The organism is Streptomyces sp. PKA51 (genome assembly GCF_057552455.1).
Genome location: NZ_BAAJPZ010000001.1, coordinates 469,287 through 494,398 on the forward strand (window position 1 = coordinate 469,287; position 25,112 = coordinate 494,398).

19 protein-coding genes are annotated in these 25,112 nt (G+C 69.7%); 11 read left to right on the plus strand and 8 right to left on the minus strand.

Annotation, left to right across the window (positions count from 1 at the left end; all coding sequences use genetic code 11):
* The first annotated feature begins 37 nt into the window (after positions 1–37).
* The 3 genes from AC27L3_RS01790 to AC27L3_RS01800 are packed head-to-tail and all read left to right on the plus strand — an operon-like array spanning position 38 to position 1,174.
* On the plus strand, positions 38–463 hold the full coding sequence (locus AC27L3_RS01790) for a peptidoglycan-binding protein (protein WP_487232169.1): 426 nt from the start codon (positions 38–40) through the stop codon (positions 461–463).
* Between the two features lie 10 nt (positions 464–473).
* A complete protein-coding gene (locus tag AC27L3_RS01795; RefSeq protein WP_487232170.1) occupies positions 474–740 on the plus strand; it encodes a peptidoglycan-binding domain-containing protein in 267 nt (88 codons plus the stop codon).
* 35 nt (positions 741–775) lie between these two features.
* Positions 776–1,174: a nuclear transport factor 2 family protein gene (locus tag AC27L3_RS01800; RefSeq protein WP_487232171.1), complete on the plus strand. Its 399-nt coding sequence runs from the start codon at positions 776–778 to the stop codon at positions 1,172–1,174.
* A gap of 18 nt (positions 1,175–1,192) precedes the next feature.
* Here the strand turns inward: AC27L3_RS01800 and AC27L3_RS01805 are convergent, their stop codons facing one another.
* The 8 genes from AC27L3_RS01805 to AC27L3_RS01840 form a co-directional block, all read right to left on the minus strand.
* Positions 1,193–2,026: a hypothetical protein gene (locus AC27L3_RS01805; protein ID WP_487232172.1), complete on the minus strand. Its 834-nt coding sequence runs from the start codon at positions 2,024–2,026 to the stop codon at positions 1,193–1,195.
* 285 nt (positions 2,027–2,311) lie between these two features.
* Positions 2,312–2,860 (minus strand): type 1 glutamine amidotransferase domain-containing protein, encoded by a 549-nt coding sequence (locus AC27L3_RS01810; protein WP_487232173.1) that lies wholly within the window; start codon positions 2,858–2,860, stop codon positions 2,312–2,314.
* On the minus strand, positions 2,857–3,483 hold the full coding sequence (locus AC27L3_RS01815) for a diguanylate cyclase (RefSeq protein ID WP_487232174.1): 627 nt from the start codon (positions 3,481–3,483) through the stop codon (positions 2,857–2,859). Before AC27L3_RS01815 ends, AC27L3_RS01810 begins: the two co-directional genes overlap by 4 nt.
* 50 nt (positions 3,484–3,533) lie before the next feature.
* Entirely contained in the window at positions 3,534–4,646 is a 1,113-nt protein-coding gene (locus tag AC27L3_RS01820) for an enolase C-terminal domain-like protein (RefSeq protein ID WP_487232175.1), read from the minus strand.
* Positions 4,643–6,310: a GMC family oxidoreductase gene (locus AC27L3_RS01825; RefSeq protein WP_487232176.1), complete on the minus strand. Its 1,668-nt coding sequence runs from the start codon at positions 6,308–6,310 to the stop codon at positions 4,643–4,645. Before AC27L3_RS01825 ends, AC27L3_RS01820 begins: the two co-directional genes overlap by 4 nt.
* Positions 6,307–6,915: a gluconate 2-dehydrogenase subunit 3 family protein gene (locus AC27L3_RS01830; protein ID WP_487232177.1), complete on the minus strand. Its 609-nt coding sequence runs from the start codon at positions 6,913–6,915 to the stop codon at positions 6,307–6,309. Before AC27L3_RS01830 ends, AC27L3_RS01825 begins: the two co-directional genes overlap by 4 nt.
* Before the next feature lie 2 nt (positions 6,916–6,917).
* Positions 6,918–7,370 (minus strand): hypothetical protein, encoded by a 453-nt coding sequence (locus AC27L3_RS01835; protein ID WP_487232178.1) that lies wholly within the window; start codon positions 7,368–7,370, stop codon positions 6,918–6,920.
* On the minus strand, positions 7,367–9,202 hold the full coding sequence (locus AC27L3_RS01840) for a thiamine pyrophosphate-requiring protein (protein WP_487232179.1): 1,836 nt from the start codon (positions 9,200–9,202) through the stop codon (positions 7,367–7,369). Before AC27L3_RS01840 ends, AC27L3_RS01835 begins: the two co-directional genes overlap by 4 nt.
* Positions 9,203–9,482: 280 nt before the next feature.
* Between AC27L3_RS01840 and AC27L3_RS01845 the strand changes: the two genes are divergently transcribed.
* The 8 genes from AC27L3_RS01845 (at position 9,483) to AC27L3_RS01880 (ending at position 24,934) form a co-directional block, all read left to right on the plus strand.
* On the plus strand, positions 9,483–9,653 hold the full coding sequence (locus tag AC27L3_RS01845; RefSeq protein ID WP_487232180.1) for a hypothetical protein: 171 nt from the start codon (positions 9,483–9,485) through the stop codon (positions 9,651–9,653).
* 100 nt (positions 9,654–9,753) lie between these two features.
* Positions 9,754–10,185: an MrpF/PhaF family protein gene (locus AC27L3_RS01850; RefSeq protein WP_487232181.1), complete on the plus strand. Its 432-nt coding sequence runs from the start codon at positions 9,754–9,756 to the stop codon at positions 10,183–10,185.
* On the plus strand, positions 10,178–10,498 hold the full coding sequence (locus AC27L3_RS01855) for a hydrogenase subunit MbhD domain-containing protein (protein WP_487232182.1): 321 nt from the start codon (positions 10,178–10,180) through the stop codon (positions 10,496–10,498). Before AC27L3_RS01850 ends, AC27L3_RS01855 begins: the two co-directional genes overlap by 8 nt.
* Positions 10,495–11,235, plus strand: coding sequence for an MnhB domain-containing protein (locus tag AC27L3_RS01860; protein ID WP_487232183.1), 741 nt, complete (start codon positions 10,495–10,497; stop codon positions 11,233–11,235). Before AC27L3_RS01855 ends, AC27L3_RS01860 begins: the two co-directional genes overlap by 4 nt.
* On the plus strand, positions 11,232–11,576 hold the full coding sequence (locus AC27L3_RS01865; protein WP_487232184.1) for a sodium:proton antiporter: 345 nt from the start codon (positions 11,232–11,234) through the stop codon (positions 11,574–11,576). Before AC27L3_RS01860 ends, AC27L3_RS01865 begins: the two co-directional genes overlap by 4 nt.
* Positions 11,577–11,592: 16 nt before the next feature.
* Positions 11,593–13,404 (plus strand): complex I subunit 5 family protein, encoded by a 1,812-nt coding sequence (locus AC27L3_RS01870; protein ID WP_487232185.1) that lies wholly within the window; start codon positions 11,593–11,595, stop codon positions 13,402–13,404.
* A gap of 240 nt (positions 13,405–13,644) precedes the next feature.
* A complete protein-coding gene (locus tag AC27L3_RS01875) occupies positions 13,645–17,955 on the plus strand; it encodes a LamG-like jellyroll fold domain-containing protein (protein WP_487232186.1) in 4,311 nt (1,436 codons plus the stop codon).
* Between the two features lie 478 nt (positions 17,956–18,433).
* Entirely contained in the window at positions 18,434–24,934 is a 6,501-nt protein-coding gene (locus AC27L3_RS01880; protein ID WP_487232300.1) for a polymorphic toxin-type HINT domain-containing protein, read from the plus strand.
* The last annotated feature ends 178 nt before the right edge of the window (positions 24,935–25,112 follow it).

Sequence of the window (25,112 nt, forward strand, 5' to 3'; positions counted from 1 at the left end):
GAATGCACCCGGGAAACCGCACGCCTAGCATAAAAATATGGGAGTAGAGGACACCTTTTATGTCGTCGTAGCGGGTGACACGCTCTCCAAAATAGCTGCGCGGTTCCACACGACCGTCCAGCAGCTCCAGGCGTGGAACCACATCCCGGACCCGGACCACATCGAGGTCGGGCAACGCTTGCTCGTCGCCAAGGCCTCCTCCGGGTTCATCCCGTTCCCGGGCGCCGACTGGTTCCGGCTCGCACCGAACAGCCCCCTCATCGGCATGATGGGAATACGGCTGGTCGAGGAGGACTGCTCCGCCTACGGGCCGGACGGCCCCCAGACGCAGTGGAACCAGGAGCACCGCAATTCCTATGCGTTGTGGCAGGAGAAGCTCGGCTTCACCGGGGCCGACGCGGACGGCTGGCCCGGGCAGAAGTCCTGGGACAAGCTGCGCGTTCCCTATCCCGGTCCTCTCTAGGAGGTGAACCATGGCCACGGAGATCTGCACCCACACCAATCTCAGGCCCACGCTGAAGGTCGGGTCGGAAGGGCCGGCCGTCAAACAGGCACAGTGCTATCTGAACAACAGCCTTTCCCAGACCGAACTCACCGTCGACGGGAAGTTCGGCCAGCTCACCGAGGCCGCCACGCGGCGCTTCCAGGAATGCGCCCACATCACCGTCGACGGAGTCATCGGCGCGCAGACCTGGTCCCACCTGACCTTCTTCGCCAACAGCCCGGAGTTCGCCTGCTGAGACCGGCGGTACGAGGCCGCCGGTACGCTCACCCCATGTCCAAGACCGAAATAGACGAGTTGACCGCCGAGTTCTTCGGCGCCTTCGACAACAGGAACGGCCGGACCGCCGACGTGGAGCGGATCCGCCGGCTGTTCCTCCCGGGCGGGATCATCGTCATGACCGGGCCGCAGTTCACGGCGTACACCGTGGAGGAGTTCATCGAGCCCCGCGAGCGGCTGCTCGGCGACGGGCGACTGGTCGAGTTCTCGGAGTGGGAGACGTCCGAACGGACCGAGATCGTCGGCGACATCGCCTCGCGCTTCAGCGAGTACCGCAAGTCCGGCATCCGCGACGGCGAGCCCTTCGAGGGCAGCGGCACGAAGACCACCCAGTTCGTCCGCACCCCCGAGGGCTGGCGCATCGCCGCACTCTCCTGGCACGACCACGGCTGAGGCCGTGCGCCGGCGCCGTCACTGCATGTGCGTCACGGCGCCGTGCTCGGCCGATGCGGTGCACCGGTAGACCTGCAGGGTGTAGCCGCGGCCGATGCTGATGTGCGTCGGCCCGTTGAGGGAGGGGTACGGCGGCCGCCCGGGAACATCGATGTCCTCCACGGGACGCCAACTGCCCGAGCCGCCGTCCCATTCGGCGCCGTCGATGGTCAGCAACGCCTCGACGGGCGCGCCGCACGGACAGGACAGCGGGAAGGGCCAGGGATCGGTGAACGTCCACCACGCCGCCCAGCCGCCCGCCTTCCACCCCGGCGCCACCGACAGGTCGTACTGGTAGCGGCCGCTTTCGTGGCCGCCTTCGTCCTCCCAGGCGTAGATCCGCTCGCGCAGTCCCTCCGGCAGGTCGTCACCCGCCGGGTACTCGACGACCTGCTCCGGATGCAGCACGCACGGCGCGGGCACGTAGTACTGCGAGCCCACCACCTCGGGCCGCGGCGGCTCCGTGAACACCGCCCCCACATCCGCGGCCCGCCGCCAGCGCAGCCGCACGGCCGGCACGTAGGCGTCCCCGTGGTCGAACGGACACCACAGAACCTGCAACAGGTCCGTCCCTTCCGGGCAGAAGAGGTCGGGCACGTCGCGTGCGTACAACTGGGCGACGGGTATCAGCGGCACGGGCCCCTCGGGAAGCGCACTCGCCGGCAGCCCCGCATGGATGCGATCGACGGTCGCCCGCTCCTCGGGCGTCAGGAAGTCCTCCCCGGGCGCGCACGACCGCGCCCAGCCGGCGGTCAGGATCCGCCGCAGCGTCCCCACGTCCTTCAGCCCCACCGGCCGGTGCGCCTCATGCACCTCCTCACACACCGGCCACGCCTCACCCACCGGCCACAACAGCGGCCCACCCACGGAACTCTCCCCGACAGCGGGAACACCCGGCCGCGGGTGCAACCGGGTGGCGGTACGGGCCAGAGCAGCCAGCTCCGGAAAGACGGCGGCCATGTCGAGCGGCCGCGGCGGTGTCGTACGGGTCATGAGGAGCATGCAAACATACGCACCAGGAACCCTTGCATGGGGGAAGGGGCACACCGCCCAGCCACCCGGCACGCGGCCTCGCTCCCGCCGCGGGCTCGTACAGGCTCAGGAGCCGCCCGCGGCCTTGCGGAATTCTTCCGTGAACGCCTCGCAGAACGCCTTCAGGTCGTCCGGCTTGCGGCTGGTGATCAAGGTGTTCGGGCCGCCCGTGCAGACCTTCACCTGCTCGTCGACCCAGGAGCCGCCCGCGTTCTGGATGTCCGTGCGCAGGCTCGGCCAGGACGTGAGGGTGCGGCCGCGCAGGACGTCCGCCTCGACCAGGGACCACGGTGCGTGGCAGATCGCCGCGACCGGTTTGCCGGCGGAGAAGAAGTCGCGGACGAACGAGACGGCCTTGTCGTCCATGCGCAGGGCGTCGGGGTTGGCGACCCCGCCGGGGAGGACGAGCGCGTCGTAGTCCGCCACGCCCACCTCGCCGACGGTCTTGTCGACGGGGAAGGTGTCGGCCTTGTCCAGGTGGTGGAACGCCTGGATGCGGCCCGGCTTCGTGGAGACGAGGTGCGGTGTGCCGCCTGCGTCCTCGACGGCCTTCCAGGGGCTGGTCAGTTCGACCTGTTCGACGCCCTCGGGCGCCATGAGGAATGCAACCTTCATGATGTCTTTCCTTTCGTGAACTCCTCGGCCCGGCGGGCCTCGCGCCTGCGGGCCTTCCTGCGCCTGCGGCCCGCGCGGCCGCACCGCAGCAGTTCCTCGGCGTACGGCAGGGCCACGAACGCCACGACGCCCGCGGCGATCCCGGCGAGGTAGCCGGGCGGCAGGGGCTTGCGGCGGGGCACCAGGCGCCAGGCGCGCGGGTCGCCCCGGCCGCCGCGCAGCAGCGAGCGCACCTGGTCGGGGTGCAGGCACATCAGCGAGGCCAGCGCGGCGAACGGCAGGGTCTCCAGGAAGCTGTGGATGTGCTGCTCGACGGGAGTGACCTCGCGCTCGCCCCGTACGGCCGTGCGCACGTCCCACAGGGCGGTCGCCTCGTGTGCGGCCGTCGCGCCCAGTTGCACGCTCAGCAGCAGCGGGTTGACCTCGCACAGCAGGGTCAGGGCGATGGGCAGCCCGACCTCGGCCATCATCATCGAGTGGATCACCGACTCCTTGGTGCCGGAGGTCTCCTCGATGGCGGTGCGCCGGTGCATGACCCAGTCGGCGAGGCCGGGGACGAACCATCCGGGCAGGACCCCGTACATCAGGTAGCGGGTCGTGGCGTCCTGGACGTCATCGCTCATGCAAAGGGCTCCTCGAAGACGATGGGACGGAAAAAGCGGAAGAAGTGTTCTCATGCCACCCGGTGGGCCTCGGCCTCGGCGCGGCGGAAGCGCAACCCGTGCCCGGGCCGGCCGTCCGCGCCCGGGCGCACGACGCCGCCCGTCGGGTCGAGGGCGCCGGTGAAGTACGCGGACTCGATGCGCACGTGGTCGTGGAACCACTCGATGTGCCGCAGGTTCGGCACGCAGGCGGCCACCTGCGCGTGGACGTGCGGGGCACAGTGCCCGGAGATCTCCAGGCCGTGCGCCTCCGCGACGGCGGCGGCCCGCAGCCAGGCCGTCAGCCCGCCGCAGCGGGTGGCGTCGGCCTGCAGGCAGTCCACGACGGGCGCCATGCGCGCGAAGTACGGCAGGTCGTAGCCGTACTCGCCGGCGGCCACGTCGCAGGCGCACGCCTCCCGCACCAGGCGCAGGCCCTGGAGGTCGTCGGAGGAGACGGGCTCCTCGAACCAGCCGACCTCCAGCTCGGCCAGCGCCTGCCCGACCCGCACGGCCTGCTTGCGGGTGTAGGCGCCGTTGGCGTCCACGTACAGCGCCACGTCCGGGCCGACGGTGCGCCGGGCGTGCCGGACCCGGTCCAGGTCGCGCGGCACGGCCCGGCCCCACGACTCCCCGATCTTGATCTTGACGCGGCCGATGCCGTGCCCCTGCACCCAACTGGTCAGCTGCGCCGCCATGTGCGTGTCGTGGTACGTGGTGAAGCCACCCGAACCGTAGACCGGCACCTCCCGCGCCACCCGGCCGATCAGGCCCGTGAGCGGCACGTCCAGCAGCCGGGCCTTCAGGTCCCACAGGGCGATGTCCACGGCCGACAGGGCGCACGCCACCAGGCCCTGCCGGCCGGCGTTGCGCACGGCCCGTCCCATGGCCTCGTTGGCGCCCGGCACGTCCAGCGCGTCGCGCCCCACGACCTGTTCGCGCAGCAGTGCCGTGACGGCCTGGGCCGCCGTGGCCGGCGCGTACGTCCAGCCGAGCCCGGTGGTGGTGCCGCTGCGCGCCTCGACCACGACGAGCGTGGTCGCGTCCCAGGCCAGCGTGCCGTCGGCCTCGGGGGAGTCGGTGGGGAAGGTGTAGGCGCAGGCCTCGACGGCGTCGATGGTGGCGCCCGTCGTGTCCGTGCTCATCGCCGGCCTCCTTCGCCTTCGATCAGCCGGGTCGCCGCCCGGTCGGCCAGGGCCATGATGGTCAGGGCCGGGTTGGCGCTGCCCTGCGTCGGCAGCACGCTGCCGTCCGTGATGAACAGGTTGGGCAGGGCGAACGTCCGCAAGTCGCCGTCGACCACGCCCTCCTGCGGCGTCCGGCCCATCCGGCAGCCGCCCACGAGGTGGGCGTAGCGCTCCATGGTCATCAGTTCCGTCGCGCCGGCCGCGGTGAGGATGCGCTCCATCGTCCTGCGCGCCGCTTCCAGCAGCAGGTCGTCGTTCTCGCAGTGGCTGTGGTCGAAGCGGGCCACCGGCAGGCCGTGCCGGTCCTTCTCGTCGGCGAGCGTGACGCGGTTGTCCGCCTGCGGCAGGAACTCGCACAGCGCCCCCATGACCGCCCAGTGCACGTAGTCGGCCATGCGCTCGCGCAGGTCCCGCCCGTAGTGGCCCTGCGCCGCCACGTGCTCCGCCCAGGTGATGGGCAGCGGCGAGACGGTCTGCAGGGAGAACCCGCGCCGGTAGGGGCGCGTGGGATCGGTCTCGTAGAACTCCTCCGAACACACCTCCGGCGGCGGCGCCTTGTACATGCGGATCTCTTCGGCGAAGCGGCCCGCGGTCTGCGGCGCGCCCTGCACCATCACGTACCGCCCCACCAGGTCGTGGTCGTTGCACAGGCCCTCGGGGAAGCGGGGCGTGGCCGAGTTCAGCAGCAGCCGGGGCGTTTCGATGGAGTAGCCGGCGATCGCCACGGCCGCGGCCCGCTGGAAGCGTTCCCGGCCGCCGCGCACGTAGCGCACGCCCGTGACCCGCCGGCCCTCCCGGTCGGTCTCCACCCGGGTGACCATGGCGTCCGCGCGGATCTCCGCTCCCCGGTCGATCGCATCGGGCACGTGCGTGATCAGCGGGGACGCCTTGGCGTCCACCTTGCAGCCCTGCAGGCAGAAGCCCCGGTAGATGCAGTGCGGCCGGTTGCCGAAGCGGCCGTTGGCGATGGCGACCGGCCCCACGCGCGCCTCGATGCCCAGCGCCGCGCACCCGGCCAGCACCACTTCGCCGTTGCCGCCGACCGGGTGCGGGGGGTGGGGGTGGGGGTGCGGATCGCCCCAGGGCCAGAACTGCCCGGCCACCGGCAGCTCGCGCTCGATGCGCTCGTAGTACGGCTTCAGGTCCTCGTAGGCGATCGGCCAGTCGGCGCCCACGCCGTCGAGGGTGCGCGTACGGAAGTCCGAGGGGTGCAGGCGCGGCACGTACCCGGCGAAGTGGACCATCGAGCCCCCCACGCCCCGGCCGGAGTTGTTCGACCCGAGCGGCACGGGGTGAGTGCCGCCGACCACGCGCGGCTCGTTCCAGTACAGGTGGTGCGAGCCCCACTCGTCGCTGACCCAGTCGCGCTGCGGGTCCCAGAAGGGGCCCGCCTCCAGGCACACCACGCGCCACCCGGCGTGCGCCAGCCGCTGGGTGAACGTCGCCCCGCCCGCCCCGCAGCCGACGACGGCCATGTCGACCTCGTCATCGTCGTCGAAACGGCGCATCGTCTCGCGCAGCCGGCCGACGTGCGGCAGCCAGGCGGAGGCGTTGCGCCGCCGCACGTCGCCCTGGGGCCGCGCGGTCTCCCGCAGCGTCCGCCACCAGGCGCCGTCACTCACCGCTTCTCCTCCCACGGCTCGCGCAGTCCTCGGCCCAGCCGCAGGTAGCCGCGCGGGTAGGCCGGCCCGCCGAAGCCGATCTCGTCCCAGGCGTACGGGTGCGCGTAGTACGCCTCGCAGGCGTAGCGCGTCCACAGCGACCACACGTGCGCGGCCTTCATGCCGTACCACTGACCGCCCGCGAGCTGCAGGATGTGCCGCAGCAACCGGTCGCGGTCGCCGTAGCCGAGCTCGGCGAACGTACGGCCGTCGTGCCGCAGCCGGGCGTCCTCGTCGAGGCCCGCCAGCGAGCGCCGCCACGCCTCGTCGTCCTCCGGCACGTCGGCGTACCGCCAGCCGTCGCGTTCCGCCGTCGCCAGGCGCGCGTCGATCACGCTCAGCACCGGGACGGGCGGGTCGTCGGGCGTACGGGCCAGGAGGTGGTCGAGCAGCGCCTCGGCCGCCGCCTCCTCGGCCGGGGTGAAGAACCGCAGCGGCGGCTGCGGCGGGGCCGCCAGCCGGGCGAGCACCACGCCCGCCGTCACCGCGTCCCACGTGCCCGCCCGCCCCACGACGTCGCGCCCCCGCCGCCCCGGCCGCCGGGTGCCGGCGTGCTGTTCCGGCATGCTCACTTCTCCCGCCGCAGGGCGCTGGCCAGCAGGCCCATGCCGCCGACCATGCTCATCAGCAGCGGGGCGAACAGGGGCGGCCCCAGCTCGATGTTGTAGCGGGCCATCCGCCAGCCGCCGGGCTTCGCGGCGATGCCGCGTACGTGCAGGTAGGTGCCCTGCAGGCCGTTGGCGACGATCGCCGCCGAGGCCAGGGGCAGCGCCGTGCGCGCCGCCCGTTCGCTGGAACAGCCGGCGATGCCCGCCGCCAGGCCCACGGGCCCCAGCAGCACCGGCCACCACATGACGCGGTTGCCGAAGCCGGCCCGGTCGTGCTCCAGGAAGATCTCCGCGGCCGTCACCGCCGAACCCGCGGCCGTCAGCAGCGACAACGACCGCTGCAGCCGCCCGTGCCGGATGTCGTACGCCGCGCGCCGCGGGCGGCCGCGGGTGCGCACCTGCGGCCGCTTCACGACTCCCGCTCCCCTTGCGATCCGGAGCTGCCGTGCGCCTCGGACTTGTGGCCGCCCGGCAGGAACTCCTGGATCTTCGCCTTGATGCCCTGCCGCAGCACGTTCTTGCGGTCCGGGTCGCCCTTGAGGATGGCCGTCGCGGTCGACTCGATCTGGTCCCAGTCCGCGTGCGGCGGGATCGGCGGCACGGCCGGATCGGTCACGAACTCCACGACCGCCGGGCCCTTCGCCGCCAGCGCCTGCCGCCAGGCGTCCGCCACCTGGTCCGGGTCCTCCACGCGGATGCCGGTCAGCCCCAGCTGCCGCCCGAACTCGGCGTACGAGACGTCGGGCAGCTCCTGCGAGGGCAGGAACTGCGGCGAGCCGCCCATCGCCCGCAGCTCCCAGGTGACCTGGTTCAGGTCGCGGTTGTTCCACACCGCCACCACCAGCCGCGGGTCCTCCCACTGGTGCCGGTACTTGGCCACCGTGATCAGCTCGGCCATGCCGTTCATCTGCATCGCCCCGTCCCCGACCAGCGCCACCACCGGCCGGTTGGGGTGCGCGAACTTCGCGCCGATCGCGTACGGCACCCCGCAGCCCATCGTCGCGAGCGTGCCCGACAGCGAACCGCGCATCGAACCGCGCATGGTGATGTGCCGCGCGTACCAGTTGGCGACCGAACCCGAGTCGGAGGTCAGGATCACGTCGTCCGGCAGCAGCGGCGACAGCGCCCGCGCCACATGCTCGGGGTTGACCGGCTGCGCGGAGACCGCCGCCCGCCGGTCCATCACCTCGTTCCAGCGCTGCACATTGGAGATGACCTGGCTCTGCCAACCACGCTTGTCCTTGCGCTTGAGCAGCGGCATCAGCCGCAGCAGCGTCGCCCGCGCGTCACCGATCAGGTTGACCTCGTACGGGTAGCGCAGGCCCGCCATGTGCGGGTCGAGCTCGATCTGCACCGCCCGCGCCTTGCCGAACTCCGGCAGGAACTGCGAGTACGGGAAGTTGGAGCCGATGGTCAGCAGCGTGTCGCAGTCGCGCATCATCTCGTACGACGGGCGGGTGCCCAGCAACCCGATCGCGCCCGTGACGTACGGCAGCTCGTCGCTGAGCACGTCCATGCCCAGCAGCGCCTTCGCCACGCCGGCGCCCAGCAGCTCCGCGACCTGCTCCACCTCGCCGCGCGCCCCGCGCGCGCCCTGGCCGGCCAGGATCGCCACCTTCTCGCCCGCGTTGAGCACGTCCGCCGCCCGCTGCAGCGCATCGTCCGAGGGCACCGCCTGCCAGCCGCTGCGGTCCAGGCTGGAGGGAATCATCTTGAACGAGTGCGTGGGCGGCGAGTACTCCAGCTCCTGCACGTCACCGTGGATGATCACCGCCGTGGGCGCCCGGCGCGCGTACGCGGTGCGCACCGCCCGGTCCAGGACGTTCGGCAGCTGTTCGGGGACCGTCACCGTCTCCACGAAGTCGGAGGCGACGTCCTTGAACAACGTGTGCAGATCCACCTCCTGCTGGAACGCCCCGCCCATCGCCGAGCGCGCCGTCTGGCCCACGATCGCCAGGACCGGCACATGGTCGAGCTTGGCGTCGTACAGCCCGTTGAGCAGATGGATCGCCCCCGGCCCGGACGTCGCCACGCACACCCCCAGCCGGCCGCTGAACTTGGCGTAGCCCACCGCCTCGAAGGCGGCCATCTCCTCGTGCCGGGCCTGGATGAAGCGCGGCTGGTCGTCGGCCCGGCCCCAGGCCGCCAGCAGACCGTTGATGCCGTCGCCGGGATAACCGAAGACCCGCTCCACGCCCCACTCGCGCAGCCGCTCCAGGATGTAGTCGGAAACTTGCTCGCTCATGCCTGTCCTTCTCCACCTGTCGCTGATCGTTGCCTGGTCGTTGCTCGTCCGTTCGTCCGTTCGGGGTGGTTCGGGCGTGCGTTCCGTCCGCACGGGTAACCCCGGGCCGCGGTGCCGAAACCTCCCGCTCCCGCATGGCCCAGCGCTCCCGACACGCCGCACCCGGCCGGTGGCCCGGACGCGCCCGGCCGATGGCCGATACTCGGGGCATTCCGGGCCCCGCCGCGCGGGCGGGGCCCGGTACGCGCACGGGCGGGCGCAGGGCGGAGGCGGAACGACGATGCTGGGCGCGGCGGCGGAGATCCTCGGCTGGTGGGCCGGGCTCACTGCGCTGTGGGCCGTGCTGATCAGCTCCCTCGACCCCCTCGACCTGGCCATCGGCGCCGCCGCCTCCCTCCTGGCAGCAGCCGCCGCCCGCGGCGCCCGCCGCGCGGCACGGGGCGCACGGTGAGGCGCACAAGCGGCGCGATGCGCCCCGGCGCGTACGGGGTGCGCCACCCCGACTCGTACGGCGCCGCGCGCCCAGCGCACCCCGCACCGCAGGCCACGCCGTGAACTGGTGGCTCGCGGTCGCCGCCGCCCTCGTGCCGGCCGGTCTCGGGCCGTGTCTGTGGGCCGCCGCGCGCGGCGGCACCGGGCGGCGCGTCGTCGCCCAGAACATGGCCACCCTCCTGCTGTGCCTGGTCTTCCTCCTGCTCGCCCAGGGCTACGGCCGCCCCTCCTACGTCGACCTCGCCCTCGTCGTCTCCGTCCTCGGACCGACCGGCACCCTCGTCTACGCCCGCCTGCTCGCCGCCGAGATCGAGCCCGACCCGCCCGGTGCCCGCCTGCTCACCCCTGCCGTCGCCGTCGGCACCCCCGCCACCGTCGTACCCCTGTGCGTGGCCACGGGCCCCGGCCGGGCGATGGTCAAACTCCTGGTCATCGGCGCCCTGCTGATCGCCGGCGGAGCCGTCACCAGCAAGGCGGTGCGCCGTGCCTGAGGTGCTGGCCGCGGCCCAAGCGGCCCACGCGGCCCACGCGGCGGACGCGCGCCGGGCCCTGGACGACACCCTCCTCGTCCTCACCCTGCTCCTGGTCGCGGTCGCGGCCACCGCCGTCGTCCTCAACCGCGACCCCGCCCGGCAGGCCGTGGTTCTCTCCCTCCTCGGGCTGAGCCTGGCCCTGCTGTTCACCGTCGTCCAGGCGCCCGACGTGGCCCTGTCCCAGCTGGGCGTCGGCTCCGCGGTGACCCCGCTGATGGTGCTGCTGACGGTCCGCAGGGTGCGCCGGGCGCGCGGGAAGCGGCGCGAGTGACGCGCCGGGCGCGGCTGTGCGTCCTGGCCGCCGGACTCCTGGTCACCACGGTCCTGCTGACGGTCGCGTGCCTGCGGCTGCCGCCCTTCGGTGCGTCGTGGCACCCGTACGGCGACCGGGCCGTGGCCACCGCCCTGCAGCAGCGCACCGCCAACACCGTTTCCTCCGTCAACTTCGACCAGCGCGCCTTCGACACCCTGGGCGAGGAGAGCATCCTCTTCGCCTCCGTCCTCGGCACGCTCGTCCTGCTGCGGCAGACCCGTGACGAGCACCGCGTCGCCCCGCAGCCGGCCGCCGTGCCCGCGGCGCTGCGCCGCTACGGCGTCGTCATGCTGCCGCTCGCCCTGCTCGCCGGCCTGTACGTCATCGCCCACGGCCAGCTCAGCCCGGGCGGCGGCTTCCAGGGCGGCGTGGTCGTCGCCACCGCCCTGCACCTGCTCTACGTCGCCGTCGACTACCGGGCCCTGGAACGCCTGCGCCCCGTCGGCCTGTACGAGCTCGCCGACGGTGCCGGCGAGGCCGCCTACGTCGTACTCGGCGGCGCCGGACTGCTGGCCGGTGGGGCCTACCTGGCCAACACCCTCCCGCACGGCACCTTCAACACCATGGCCTCCGGCGGCACCGTCCCGCTGCTGAACGCGGCCGTCGGCATGGAGGTCACCTCCGGCATCGTCGTCCTGCTCGCCCACTTCCTGGCCCAGGCGCTGGAGATCACCGACGAAGGGAGCGGGTCGTGACCGTCCTGCCCTACCTGGTGGCCGCCTACACCTTCCTCGTCGGCGCCGCGGGCATGGCCACCAGCCGCAACCTCGTGCACGCCGTCGGCTGCCTGGCCGTCGCCCAGTCCTCCACGTACGTCCTGCTGCTGGCCGTCGGCTACCGGCGCGGCGGCACCGCGCCCGTCTTCTCCGACGTCGCCCCCGGCACCCGCGTCGTCGACCCCGTCGTCCAAGCGCTCGCCCTGACCGACGTCGTCGTCGGCGCCACCGTGACCGCACTGCTGCTCGCCCTCGTCGTCCAGGTGCACAAGCGGCACGGCACGGTCGACCCCGACGAACTGACCGAACTGCGCGGCTGAGAGGCGCTCAAGGGCGATGGACGGCACCATGGACGGCACGCTGGACCGGCTCCTCCCGCTGATCGTGGCGCTGCCGCTGCTCGGCGCCGCCGTCCTCGTCGCCGCGGGCCGGCACCTGCCGCGGCCCGTCGCCGAGGTGCTCGGCCTCGCCGGCGCCGCCGTCCCCGCGGCCCTCGCCGTGGGCGCGCTCGTCCCCTGGCACGGCCCCCGCGTGGTCTGGCTCGGCGACTGGCGCCCCCACCACGGCGTCAGCGTCGGCATCGTCCTGGTGGGCGACCGCACCGGCCTCGGCCTCGCTGCCCTGACGTCCCTGCTGGTCGTGGCCGTCCTCGCGTACTCCTGGCACTACTTCGACGAGCCCCCGCACGGCCACGCCGGCGCCTTCCCCGCGCTGATCCTGCTCTTCCAGGCGGGCATGTGCGGGTTCCAGCTCACCGGCGACCTCTTCGACGCCTTCGTCTTCTTCGAGCTGATGGGCGTCGTCGGCTACGCCCTGACCGGCTACCGCGTCGAGGAGCCCCGGCCCGTCCAGGGCGCCCTCACCTTCGGCTTCGTCAACTCCCTCGGCGGCTACGCCAGCCTGCTCGGCATCGGACTGATCTACGCACGCACCGGCGAGCTCGGCATGGCCCAGGCCGGCCGGCAACTGGACGCCGCGCCCCGCCACGACGCCCTGCTCCTGGCCGCGTTCGTCCTCGTCATGACGGGACTGCTGGTGAAGTCGGCGGCCGTGCCCCTGCACTTCTGGCTGCCCGACGCCCACGCCGTGGCACCCACCCCCGTGTGCATGCTGCTGTCCGGCGTCATGGTCGAGACCGGCGTCTACGGCGTCGCCCGCATCCACACCACCGTCTTCGGCGGTCCCGGCGGCATCCCCGGCGACCACGTGCAGCGCGCCCTGCTCGTCCTCGGCGTCCTCACCGCCGCCGTGGGCGCCGCCATGTGCTGGCAGCAGCGCCACATCAAACGCCTGCTGGCCTTCTCCACCGTCGCCCACGTCGGCCTCTTCCTCACCGGGATCGCCCTGCTCACCCCCGAGGGCATCGCCGGCACCGAGCTGTACGTCCTCGGCCACGCCGGCACCAAAGCCGCGCTGTTCGCCTGCACCGGCATCCTCCTCGACCGCCACGGCAACGTCGACGAACACGAACTGCACGGCCGCGGCCGCGACACCCCCGGCCTCGGCATCCTGTTCACCACCGGCGCCCTGGCCCTCGCCGGACTGCCCCCCTTCGGCACGGCCCTGGGCAAGGCCCTCGTCGAGGAGCAGCGACCCTGGCTGCCCGTCCTGTTCGTCCTCGTCTCGGCGGTGACGGGCGGCGCGGCCCTGCGCGTGGCGGCACGGGTCTTCCTCGGAGCGGGCCCGAGCCAACGCTCCGACACGGGCCCGGAAACCCCCGGCGACGAGGAACCCCCCGAAACCGGCCACCGGGTCCGCCTCCTGCCGCGCCCCATGGTCACGGTGACCACGCTGCTCCTGGCCGGCGCGCTCGCCGTGGGCGTCCTGCGCGGCCTGACCGACGCCGTCACGGCCGCGGCGCAGTCGTTCACGGACCACGCCGGCTACGCGGCGGCGGTCCTCGACGCGAAGCCGGGGCGCATTTCCGGTGCCGCCGAGTGGTGGACCCCGCAGGGCATCGCCCTGGGCCTCCTCTCCACGGCCCTGGCCGCCGCCCTCGCCCTCCGGGCCACCCACCACCCCGGCACCCCCCACCATCCGGGCACCCCCCTCCGCCGCCTCCAACGCCTCCAGTCCGGCCACGTGGGCGACTACGTGGCCTGGACGATGGCGGGCGTGGGGCTGCTGGCGGTGCTGGTGTGGTGGTGACTGTTTCGACCAAGAAATCATTGCTGGATACAGGCGATCCAACGAGAGTTCCCAAGACGGGTGATTTGTGACGTAAGACACGTGAAGATGTGGGGCTTGTGAGGTGTTTGGTGCTGATGCACCCGATATTTCAGATGTAGACCCCATGCTTCCGAACCCCTACCTTCTCGTTCCACGACCTTTATGTGGTCTTCATTTACAGCCTTGGGGAGGGCTGGGGGGATGTTTCGTCATACGCGCATGCGCGCGTTCAGATGTTTTCTCGCCGGCGGTACGGGCTTGGCCCTGGCCGCCGGGGTATTAGGAAACGCATCGATTGCGGAGGCCGGGCCCGCCGGCCCGGACCGCACACTGCACCGGAATGCCGGTGCCGAAGGGCCGGAAACGCCGGCGCCCACCGAGCGCGAGGCGCTCGATGAAGCGAAACGGTCCGGCAAGAAGGTGGAAGTCGCCGCACTGCGCGGCGAGACGAGGGACGTGTTCGCCACGCCGAAGGGCACCCTGGAGGCCCGGGAGTACTTACGGCCGGTCCGCACCCGCTCCAACGGGGAGTGGAAGCCCGTCGACACGACTCTGGCGAAGTCGGCCGACGGAAGGGTTGCACCGCGTACGGCCACGATCGGCATCAGGTTCTCCGGCGGCGGTGACACCGCACTTGTCGAGCTGGACCGGGCGGGCAGGAAAGTCGCCCTCTCGTGGCCCACCACATTGCCGGAACCGCGCATGGACGGCGACACGGCCACGTACCCCGACGTCCTGCCGGACGTCGACCTGCGGGTGGCCGCTCAGGCGGACGGCTTCACACAACTGCTCGTCGTGAAGTCGGCCAAGGCCGCGGCGAGCAAGGAACTCTCGCAGCTGCGTTTGAAGATGCAGGGCACCGGAGTGACCGTCCAGCAGACGCCGCAAGGCGGACTCAAGGCGGAGGACCAGGGCGCGGGAGGCGTCGTCTTCGAAGCCCCCACCCCGATGATGTGGGATTCGAGCAGTGGCCCGAGCCCCTCGCTCAAGACCGGCGACAAGAGCGCGCAGCCCAGCGCGGCCTCGCGCCCACGCAGTGGGCAGGAACCGACCGCCGGGGAGTCGGGCAAGCTCGCCAGGGTTGGTGTGGAGGTCCCCTCCGGTGGACGGGAACTGGTCCTGACCCCGGACAGAAAAGTGCTCGCCTCCGCCGACACCGTGTACCCGGTCTTCATCGACCCCCAGTGGTACTCACCCAGGTCCTCGACCTGGACCATGGTGTCGAAGTACTGGGCCGGAACGCCGCAGTGGAAGTTCAACGGCAACAAGGACGCGGGACTCGGCTACTGCGACTGGAACCACTGCAACCCTGGGGACACCAAACGCCTCTTCTACGAGATCCCGACGAGCCAGTTCGCGGGCAAGAGCATCCTGTCCGCCGAGTTCGTTGTGCCGGAGACCTGGTCGGCGTCGTGCGAGAAGAAGGGCGTGCAGCTGTGGCTGACGCGCGGCATCTCGTCGTCCACCACGTGGAACTCCCAGACCGGCTCCGACTTCTGGGCGAAGAAGCTGGACGAGCAGTCGTTCGCCCACGGATACGAGGGCTGCGCCTCCGACGACGCGGAATTCAACGTCCGCGACGTCGTGCAGAACGCGGCCAATCGCTCCTGGAACGACATCACCTTCGGACTGAAGGCATCCGACGAGAGCGACACCTACGCCTGGAAGCGGTTCGCCGACCGCGCGTACCTGCGGGTGCAGTACAACCAGCCGCCGCAGCAGGTCGCCATGTCGCAGCTGTCGATGGAGTACGGCGGCGCCTGCAAGGAGCCCGAGAAGGCGGCCCACGTCCGCACGCTGGGCCAGGTGTACGCCAATGACGTCACCGACCCGGACGGCGACGACATCGCCGTGGAGTTCCAGGCCGAATGGGACAACGGCGACGGCAAGGGAACCGTCGCACGCTGGACACCGGGACTGACCGGCTTCAAGAAGTCCGGCTCGGACTTCTCGATGGCGCTGCCCAACGACCTTCCGGTCAACACCACGATCAGCTGGTACGTCCGCGCGTACGACCGTCTGGGGTACTCGCCCTGGTCCGCGGCGGGCCCGCCCACCGGCTGCTACATCGTCCGGGACCCCAAGACGCTGCCCGCGCCCAAGGTGTCCTCCATCGACTATCCGGAGTCGAAGCCGGGCGCCGCTGGTGACGGGGGCGATCCGTGGATCGACGGCGTCGGCAAGTACGGCAGCTTCACCGTCGGCCCCGCCACCAGGGACATCACGAAGTACATCTATGGCGTCAACGGTGACGCGTCGCCCAAGAATGCTGTGACCACTACGGAAGGCGCGGCCAGGACGATCAAAGCGCTGCCCAGTGAACCCGGGCTGAATTTCGTCACGGTGCAGGCGCTCGACGCAGCGGGCAATACGAGCGAGCCGTACACGTACCGGTACAAGGTGCGGGCAGGCCAGCCTGAGCGTGCGGCCTGGCAGATGGACGACGGGCCGGAGGCCGAGCAGGCGCAGGGGACGAGTCCCGCGCGGACGGCACAGCTTCATGGTGGCGCGGCGACAGGAGGCGAAGGGATCCAAGGGAAGGCCCTTTCCTTGAACGGCACCGATGCGTACGCGGGTGCGGACGCCGGTGCGGTCGACACCTCGACCGGGTTCACCGTCTCGGCCTGGGCCAGGCTCTCGAAGGCTCCGGCGGGCGATGCGGTCGTCGTCGCTCAGGCGGGCAACAACGTGCCGGCCTTCCAGCTGGGGTATTCCCGGAGCGACGACCGTTGGACCTTCGACCGGTACGCCTCCGATGTCGCCGGCGCCCAGGTGGTGCGGGCAAAGCAGCAGAACGCCGGCGGCGCGAAGTCCGGCGAGTGGAATCACCTTGTGGGTGTCTACGACAACACGGCTGGTGAGCTGCGCCTGTTCGTCAACGGCAAGCAGGAGGCAAGTACTCCGTACAAGACGCCGTGGGACGCCCGCCGAGGTCTGCAGATCGGTGCGGGGACGATAGCCGGCAAGGCGACGGCCTTCTTCCCCGGCAGTATCGACGAGTTGCAGTTCTTCGACCGCGCCGTCCCGGCGAACGACGTGGCACGTCTGTACGCCAAGGAACACCTCGGCGGACCTGGTGGTCCCGCTCGGGCGATCTTCCCCTTCGACGAGGCCGAGGGCGCCAAGGAGGTGACCGGGCGGGCCGAGGTCCTGCCCGCGGTGTTCCACGGCGGACCGAAGGCCGCAACCCCGGGAGTCGCCGGCAAGGCGCTGGCCCTCGATGGTGTCGACGACTACGCCACCGTCGATGCACCGCACGTCAACAGCACAGGAAGCTTCGCCGTCTCGGTGTGGGCACGGCTGGCGAAGGACAAGCCCATCCGAACCGGGGTGGTTTTCACTCAAGCCGGGGCGAATGCGAGTGGTGGCGAGTTGTTCTACTCGACCCGCGAGGGCGGGTGGGTATTCAACCAGCACACCACCGATGTCACCGACCCCACCGACAACAAGGTCGTCCAGAACGCCGGCGCGCCGGCCAAGAACGGCGAGTGGGCCCACCTGGTCGCCATTCGCGACACCACGGCAGGCACGCTGACGTTGTATGTCAACGGCATCCTCGCCGGCAGTACGCCCCTCAGCAGCACCCCGTGGTACGCGGGCAAACAGTTCCAGATCGGGGCCGGCTCCTATGCAGGCAAGCCCGGCAACTACTTCCCCGGCGACATTGACGACCTGCGGATCTACGACCGCCCGCTGGCGCCGGGTGAGGTGCAGCAACTGTTCAAGCAACGGCCGCTGGTCAAGGGAAGGTGGCAGTTCGACGCCACCTCGGGGACGCCGGCGGTCTCGCCGGACGCAGTGACCGATCCGGGTGCTGTCCGTCACGACATGCTGCTCGCGGGGAAGGCCGAGATCGGTGCGGGCCATGTGGATGCAGGTGGCCTGAAGCTCAATGGCGTCGATGCTGCTGCTGCCACGAATGGGGTGCCGGTCGATACGAGCGGCAGCTTCACGGTGACTGCATGGGCGCAACGGGTGGCGGACAAGCCGGGGCGCGCCATGACGCTGGTGAGCGCCGAGGGCAATTCCCAGAACGCCTTTGCCGTGCGCTATGTGCCGGGAGCCGTATCGACCGAGGCCGGTGGGACCGAAGGACGTGGGCGCTGGCAGGTCACGCTGCCGAGCAAGGACGCCGACAAGGACGTCACGGTGACGACGGTGGACAACGACGGCTTCGAAGATGCTGGTGCGTGGAACCACATCGCCGTCACCTACGCCGGGTTCGGCCGTGAGCTGCGGCTGTACGTCAACGGCCGGTTGCAGGAGACCGCTTGCAGCGCTGCCGGTGACGGGGCGCAGAACGATCCGACGTCGTGCGTCGACCGCTTTTCCCATATGAGCAGTGCGGTGGCGTTCGCGGCCACCAAGTCCTTCCAGGTGGGCCGCTCCTTGGTGAAGGGGACGGCAGGAGAGTACTGGTCCGGGCAGGTCGATGACGTCTGGGCGTTCCAGGGTGCCTTGGCCGACTCCCAGGTCGTGCGACTCGCCATGGCCAAGAACGGGCGGCCGACCGAAATTCCGCAGGACTGAAATCGGGCACGCCTGCCATCCACACCGTTGGACAACACATTCCGGAGCACCGTGTGGGCGCAGTGACGCGCCCCACTGGTGCCTCAGTCAGGGATTACGAGGTATGAACGCCAAAGGCAGATTACGCACATCACGGCGCAGAAGACGCGTGGCCATCGGACTGTCCACGATGTTGGTGGGAGCCCTCCTGCAAGGCGCCGGATTCTCCGCGGCCGCCGACCGCGCAGGAAACCTCCCGGGGGCACCCGACCCGGGTGACCCGGTGGCCGGCCACGTGGCGGCAGGCAAGCCGCGCAAGGTCGACAACGCTCCAAGGACACCGCAGGTTCGCCCCAACGCCACATGGCCCCAGAGCGGCAGCCTGATCGGTGAGCCGGCCAATGTGTCCGGCGCCGACGGCCCGGCGGCCGGTAGGTCGCTCACGGGCAATGCCTGGCCGGTGAGCCTGTTCGTCGACCAGCCGTCGAAGACCCGGACCATGGTTCCCGTCGCCGGTACGGGCGCCGACATCCGCATTCTCGACCGCAAGGCGAGTGAGCGGGCCGGAGTGAACGGTCTGGTCTTCTCCGTCACGCCGGCTGCCGAAAAGAGCAATCTGGCAGCGGCGCCGGAGAACCTGGGCCTGAAGGTGAACTACTCCACCTTCTCCCAGCTGTACGGAGGCGGTTACGCCTCCCGCCTGCACCTGGTCGAGCTGCCGGCCTGTGCACTGACCACTCCCGAGAAGGCCGCCTGCAAGCAGGCCAAGCCGGTCGTCGCGACGAACGACACTGAGAAGCAGACACTGACCGCCACCAGGCTGGGGTGGAAGGCCGGCGTCGCCAAGGTCCTGGCCGCCGCTCCGGACGCCTCCGGCGACAAGGGCGACTACAAGGCGACGTCGCTGTCCCCGTCCTCGACCTGGAAGACGGATCTGAACACCGGCGCATTCAGCTGGTCGTACCCCATGTCGGTCCCCGAGGTTCCCGGCGGGCTCAAGCCGAACGTCAGCATCGGCTACTCGTCCTCCTCGATCGACGGTCGCACGGGAAACACCAACAACCAGGCGTCCTGGGTCGGCGACGGGTTCGAGATGTGGCCCGGGTTCATCGAGCGCCGGTACAAGTCCTGTTCCGAGGACGGCGAGGAGCACTCCGACGGCAACAAGCCGGGCGATCTGTGCTGGGCGTACGACAACGCCACGATCTCCTTCAATGGCAAGGCCGGCGAACTCGTCCCCTCCGGTGACAACCAGTGGCGGCTGAAGAACGACGACGGCACCAAGATTGCTCGCCTCACGGACGCCGCGCGCGACAACGGCGACAACGACAACGAGTACTGGCGCGTGACCACGCCGAACGGCACCCAGTACTACTTCGGCTACCACAAGCTCAACGGATGGGCGAGCGGTAAGAGCACGACCGACTCGGTGTGGACCGTGCCCGTCTACGGAAACAACGCCGACGAACCCTGCCACAAGAGCGCCTTCAAGGATTCCTGGTGCCAGCAGGCCTGGCGCTGGAACCTGGACTACGCCGTCGACCGGCACGGCAATGCCGTCACGTACTACTACAACAAGGAGACCAACTCCTACGGCCGCAACCTTGAGGCCAAGGACAACACGTCGTACGTGCGCGGCGGCTACCTCAAGCGCATCGAGTACGGCCTGCGGTCCGGCGACCTCTTCGCCAAGCCGCTGGCCATGGTCGCCTTCACCAATGCCGAACGGTGCCTGCCGCAGGACCTGGACAAGGTCACCTGTGCCGAGGACACCATCGACGACAAGAAGCAGTACTGGTACGACACCCCGTGGGACCTGAACTGCAAGTCCGGCGCGGAATGCGACAAGGGGCGGCTTTCGCCGTCGTTCTGGACGCGCAAGCGACTGACCGACATCTCCACGAGCGTCCTCAAGAGCGACGGCACGTACGCTCCCGTCGACTCCTGGAAGCTGGACCACCGCTGGGGCATGGCGGACACCGACTACCAGCTCCTGCTGAGCTCGATCGAGCACACAGGAAAATCGGTCACTCCGGCCATCACCCTGCCGAAGACGACCCTCGCCTACACCCAGCGGCCGAACCGCCTGGACAAGACCGGTGACGGGAAGGCGCCCTTCATCAAGGAGCGCCTCTCGACCGTCGCCGACGAGCACGGCGGCCAGACGGACGTCACGTATTCGCAGCCGGTGTGCGACTGGAACAGCCTGCCCACGCCGGAGACGAACACCAGCCGGTGCTTCCCCCAGTACATCGGCGGCACCAGCACCACGGACCCGACGCAGCAGTGGTTCAACAAGTACGTCGTCGACAGCGTAACCGCCACCGACCGAACCGGCGGATCGCCCGACCAGGTCACGAAGTACGACTACCTCGACGGCGCGGCGTGGCATTTCGATGACGACGACGGCCTGACGAAGGAGAAGTTCAAGACCTGGTCGCAATGGCGCGGCTACGGGCACGTGCGCGTGCAGACCGGCAGCCAGGGCGTCGGCGGTATGAAGTCGCAGGAGGACACCTACTTCCTGCGCGGCATGGACGGCGACAGGAAGTCGGCCAGTGGCGGCACGAAATCCGTGAACGTCTCCTTGGGCGCCGGAGAGGGGGATCCCCTCGTTGATCACGAGTCGGCCGCAGGATTCGCCTACAAGAAGGAGACGTACTCCGGGCCAGGCGGAAAGGTCCTGGGCAAGGCCATCAGCTGGCCCTGGCACCACGAAACGGCGAAGAAGGTCCGCTCCTGGGGCACGGTGACCGCCAATTTCACAGGGACCGAGGCCAGTCGCACGTACACGTCGATGGACGACGGGGCCGGTGAGAAGTGGCGCCAGACCGCCACGAGTACGGTGTACGACGATGCGACGGGCCGGGCCACGCAGGTGGCCGACTCGGGCGACATCACCACGTCGGCCGATGACCGTTGCACCCGTACCACGTACGCCGACAACACGGACGCCAACATCCTGACCCTCCCTTCGAGGGTGGAGACGGTCGCGGCTGCCTGTGACAGCACGAGTGTCGACCGCAGCAAGGCGGTCATCTCCGATGTGCGCACCGCCTACGACGGCGGGACGTACGGCGGAGTGCCCGACAAGGGCTACGCCACCAGCGTGGCGACCTTGAAGAAGCACGACGGCACGCTGGCCACCTACCTCGAGTCGGGGAAGACCGTCGATGCGTACGGACGCGACCTGACCACGACGGACATCACGGCGGAGGTCGTCTTCGACGCCGGCGGCAAGCTCGTCTCGTCCACCAAGCGGAACGACGGCCGCACGAGCACCATGACGTACACCCCTGCTGTCGGATTCCCGGCGAAGGTCACCACGACGGGGCCTCCGGCGAAGGCGGGTGATGCGACCACGGCACAGACGAGCACGACGTCGGTCGACCCGGTCCGGGGCCAGCCTCTCAACGTCACGGACGCCAACAACAGAGTCACGTCCATTGAGTACGACGCCCTCGGTCGCACGAGGAAGGTGTGGCTGGCGGACCGGTGGAAGCCCCGTGTTCCCAGCTATGAATTCACCTACCGGATCGCTGACGGCAAGCCCGTGGCCGTGGGTACCCGGACCGTCAACGACACCGACGGCCAGCTCACGTCGTACACGCTGTACGACGGCTTCCTCCGCCCGCGTCAGACGCAGAGCCCCGGCCCGGACAAGGGCCGTCTGATCACGGACACCTTTTATGACGACCGTGGTCTGACGGCCAAGTCGTTCGCTCCCTACTACGCCACCGATGCTCCCGGCACGACCCTGTTCACCCCGGACAACGCCCTGAAGGTCGAGTCCCAGACCTGGAACGCCTATGACGGCCAGGGGCGGGTCACGGAGAGCAAGCAGCTCGCCGGCAACGGCGAAGCCGGCAAGGTCCTGGCGACGACGCGCACCCTTTACGGGGGCGACCGCACGACGGTGATTCCGCCGGTCGGTTCCACCGCCACCACGACGGTGGTCGACGCCCGTGGCCAGACGACGGAGCTCCAGCAACTGCACGAGCGCACGCCGGGGGCCGAGGCCGACACGACGCGTTACGCCTATACCCCGACCGGGAAGCTGGCTCGCGTCACCGACCCGGCGGGCAACGCGTGGACGTACGAGTACGACCAGCTCGGCCGTCAGGTCTCGACGACGGACCCCGACAAGGGCACGACCACCAGCACGTACGACGACCGCGGGCAGCTGATTTCCACCACCAACTCGCGGAAGTCCAAGAACACGCTCTTCTACGCGTACGACGACCTCGGTCGCAAGACCGGGCTCCGCGAGGGGTCGGCGACCGGAACAAAGCTCGCCGAGTGGACGTACGACACGGTCCCCAACGGGAAGGGGAAGCCGGCTTCCTCGACGCGATATGTGGACGGCAACGCCTACACGAGCCGCATCGACGAATACGACTCCCTTTACCGCACCAAGCAGACAACCGTCCTCATCCCTTCGAACGAGGGGGCGCTGGCCGGTACATACAGGAGCCGGACCAACTACACCCTGTCCGGTTCAGTCATGGGCGTGAGCTACCCGCAGGTTGGTTCCCGACCCGGCCAGGGTCTCATCTACGACTACGACGAGACCCTGCGTCCCACTGCGGTGATCACTGACGAAGGAATCAAGTCGGAGATCACCAGCTACAGCCTCACCGGCAAACCGCTCCAGGCCAAGCTGCGGCAGAAGGACGGCCGCTTCACCCAGGTCACCAACGGCTACGAGTGGGGAACGCAGCGCCTCGCCACCACCCGTGTCGACCGGGAGAACGCCCCCGCCGCCGACAAGGCCGCCACCTACACCTACGACGAGACCGGAAACATCCGGGCGATCTCCGATGCCGCAGGTGACGGCACGGACATCCAGTGCTTCACCTACGACTACCTCCGTCGCGTGACGGACGAATGGACCCAGCCGGCCGGGGCCTGCACCGGCGCACCGTCGGGCAACCTGCTCGGCGGTCCGGCTCCGTACTGGAACTCCTACACCTACGACAAGACGGGCAACCGCCTCACCGAAACGCAGCACGACCTCACCGGCAACGCGGCCAAGGACACCAAGCGCACCTACTCCTACCCCGGCGCCGGCAAGCCCCAGCCCCACGCCCTGACGGCGGTCGACACGGCAGGCCCGACGGGCACGGCCCGGGACTCCTACACGTACGACCCCACGGGCAACACGGCCACCCGGACCATCCGCGGTGACACCCAGACGATGGACTGGGACGCCGAAGGCCACCTGGCCAAGGTGACCGAACCGGCGGGCGACAAGGGCACGAAGACCACGTCCTACCTGTACGACGCGGACGGCCAGCGACTCATCGGCCGCACGGACACGGAGACGACGCTCTACCTCGGCGCCCTGGAGATCACCCTCCCCAAGGGCTCGACGACACCGAAGGGCACCTACTACTTCGATCTCGGCAACGGTATCCAGGCGGTCCAGACGGACGACGGCTCCGCCTCCTTCGTCCTGGGCGACCACGTCGGCACGGGCCAACTGGCCATAGACACGGCCGCAAAGACGGCAACCCACCGCCGCACCACACCTTTCGGCACCCCCCGAGGCCAGCAACCGAAGAACTGGCCGGGCACGAAGGGCTTCGTAGGCGGCACGAACGACACGTCGACCAACCTCACCCACTTGGGCGCCCGCGAATACGACCCGTCGACGGGCCGCTTCATCAGCGTCGACCCGCTGATGGATCTGGGCGACCCCCAGCAGAACCACGGCTACAGCTACGCGAACAACAACCCCATTACGCTGTCGGACCCTGATGGCCTGCAGCCGGACGAATGCCGCTACCACGGGGTGAGTTGCTACCCGACGAGCGACAGCGGCGGCTGGCATGTGGAGGTCGACGAGGACGAGGTCGAGCGCTATAACTCGTCTGACGATGAGGAGGAGGAACCCGAGCCGGCCTACACCAGTGGGAGCTACCCCGAGCCTCGCCCGAGTCCGGGCCCTGCACCTCATCCGGGACCTTATTACGGACCGAAGATCGGCCCGGATGTTCTTGGCATACTCAAAATCGCCGCAGGTGTGGTTCTGCCTGACTTTCATGAGTGGAAGCGTTGCTTCGGCGATCAGGAACTTGCCGGGTGCGGATGGGCTGCAACGGATTTGCCGGTAGGCAAGGGGATCAAGCTTTTCAAGCCGTGGCTCAAGGGCGCGAAGGGCGAACGAAAGGCTGCCAAGGGCGTCGAGGAAGGTGTCGAGGAAGGGGCGGAAAAGGGCGCTAAGGACGTTCTGTGTCACAGCTTCATCGAAGGAACTGAGGTTGAAACCTCCGACGGAATCGCCAAAGGTATAGGAGCCCTCAAGGTCGGAGACCGGGTCCTGGCCACTGACCCGGAGACGGGTCGGACCGAATCGCGGCCTGTGGTGGCGGTGATTGTTACGGATCAGGACAAAGATTTCACCGATCTCACAATCAGGACGCCGGCGGGGGATGCATCGATCGTTGCAACCGATACCCATCCGTTCTGGTCAGTCAATGATCGTCGCTGGGTCGATGCGGGCAACCTTGCGCCTGGTGCTGAGCTCCTCACGGATAAGGGCAGGTTGGCCACTCTGGTGGGCGTTCGTCACTTCCGTCAGCAGCAGCGGACCTACGACCTCACGGTCGATGGGGTCCACACGTACTATGTGCTGGCGGGGGGCACTCCGGTACTCGTTCACAACAGCAACTGTGGCCCCAAGTTGTCCATCAATGAAGGGCAGTTCGGGAAGAAGTGGGGTAAGCATGCTCAGGACTATGGCCTCAATCCCGGTGACGTCTCTGCCCGGCAGTGGTTCCGTGACAAAATCGCTGAGGTTCGGGGGTTGCATGATGAGGTCCGGCGAGGTCCGTGGAATCCCGCGAATGGCGGCGGTGAAGACTACTTCTTCTATCGCAGGGGGAACGATCTCCTCGTGACGAAGGGCGACGGCCAGTTCGTCACCATGTTCCCCATGGAGAAGCCAAATGGCTGGTTCCAGCAAGCCACTCCCTACTCGTGTGGGTGTAAGAAATGACCGAGCGAAAAGACACGAATCTGCGAGCAGGGCAACGGGTGCGGGCCGCGCTTGGAGTCAAGTGCATCGCAGATGACTCTCAGGATTCCGTGGCGGTCGAGGCTGTGGAATTCCTGTTTGACGCAGGCCCTTCCATCCTCTTGTCTTGTGACACGGACTGGACTCTCAAGGTCACTGA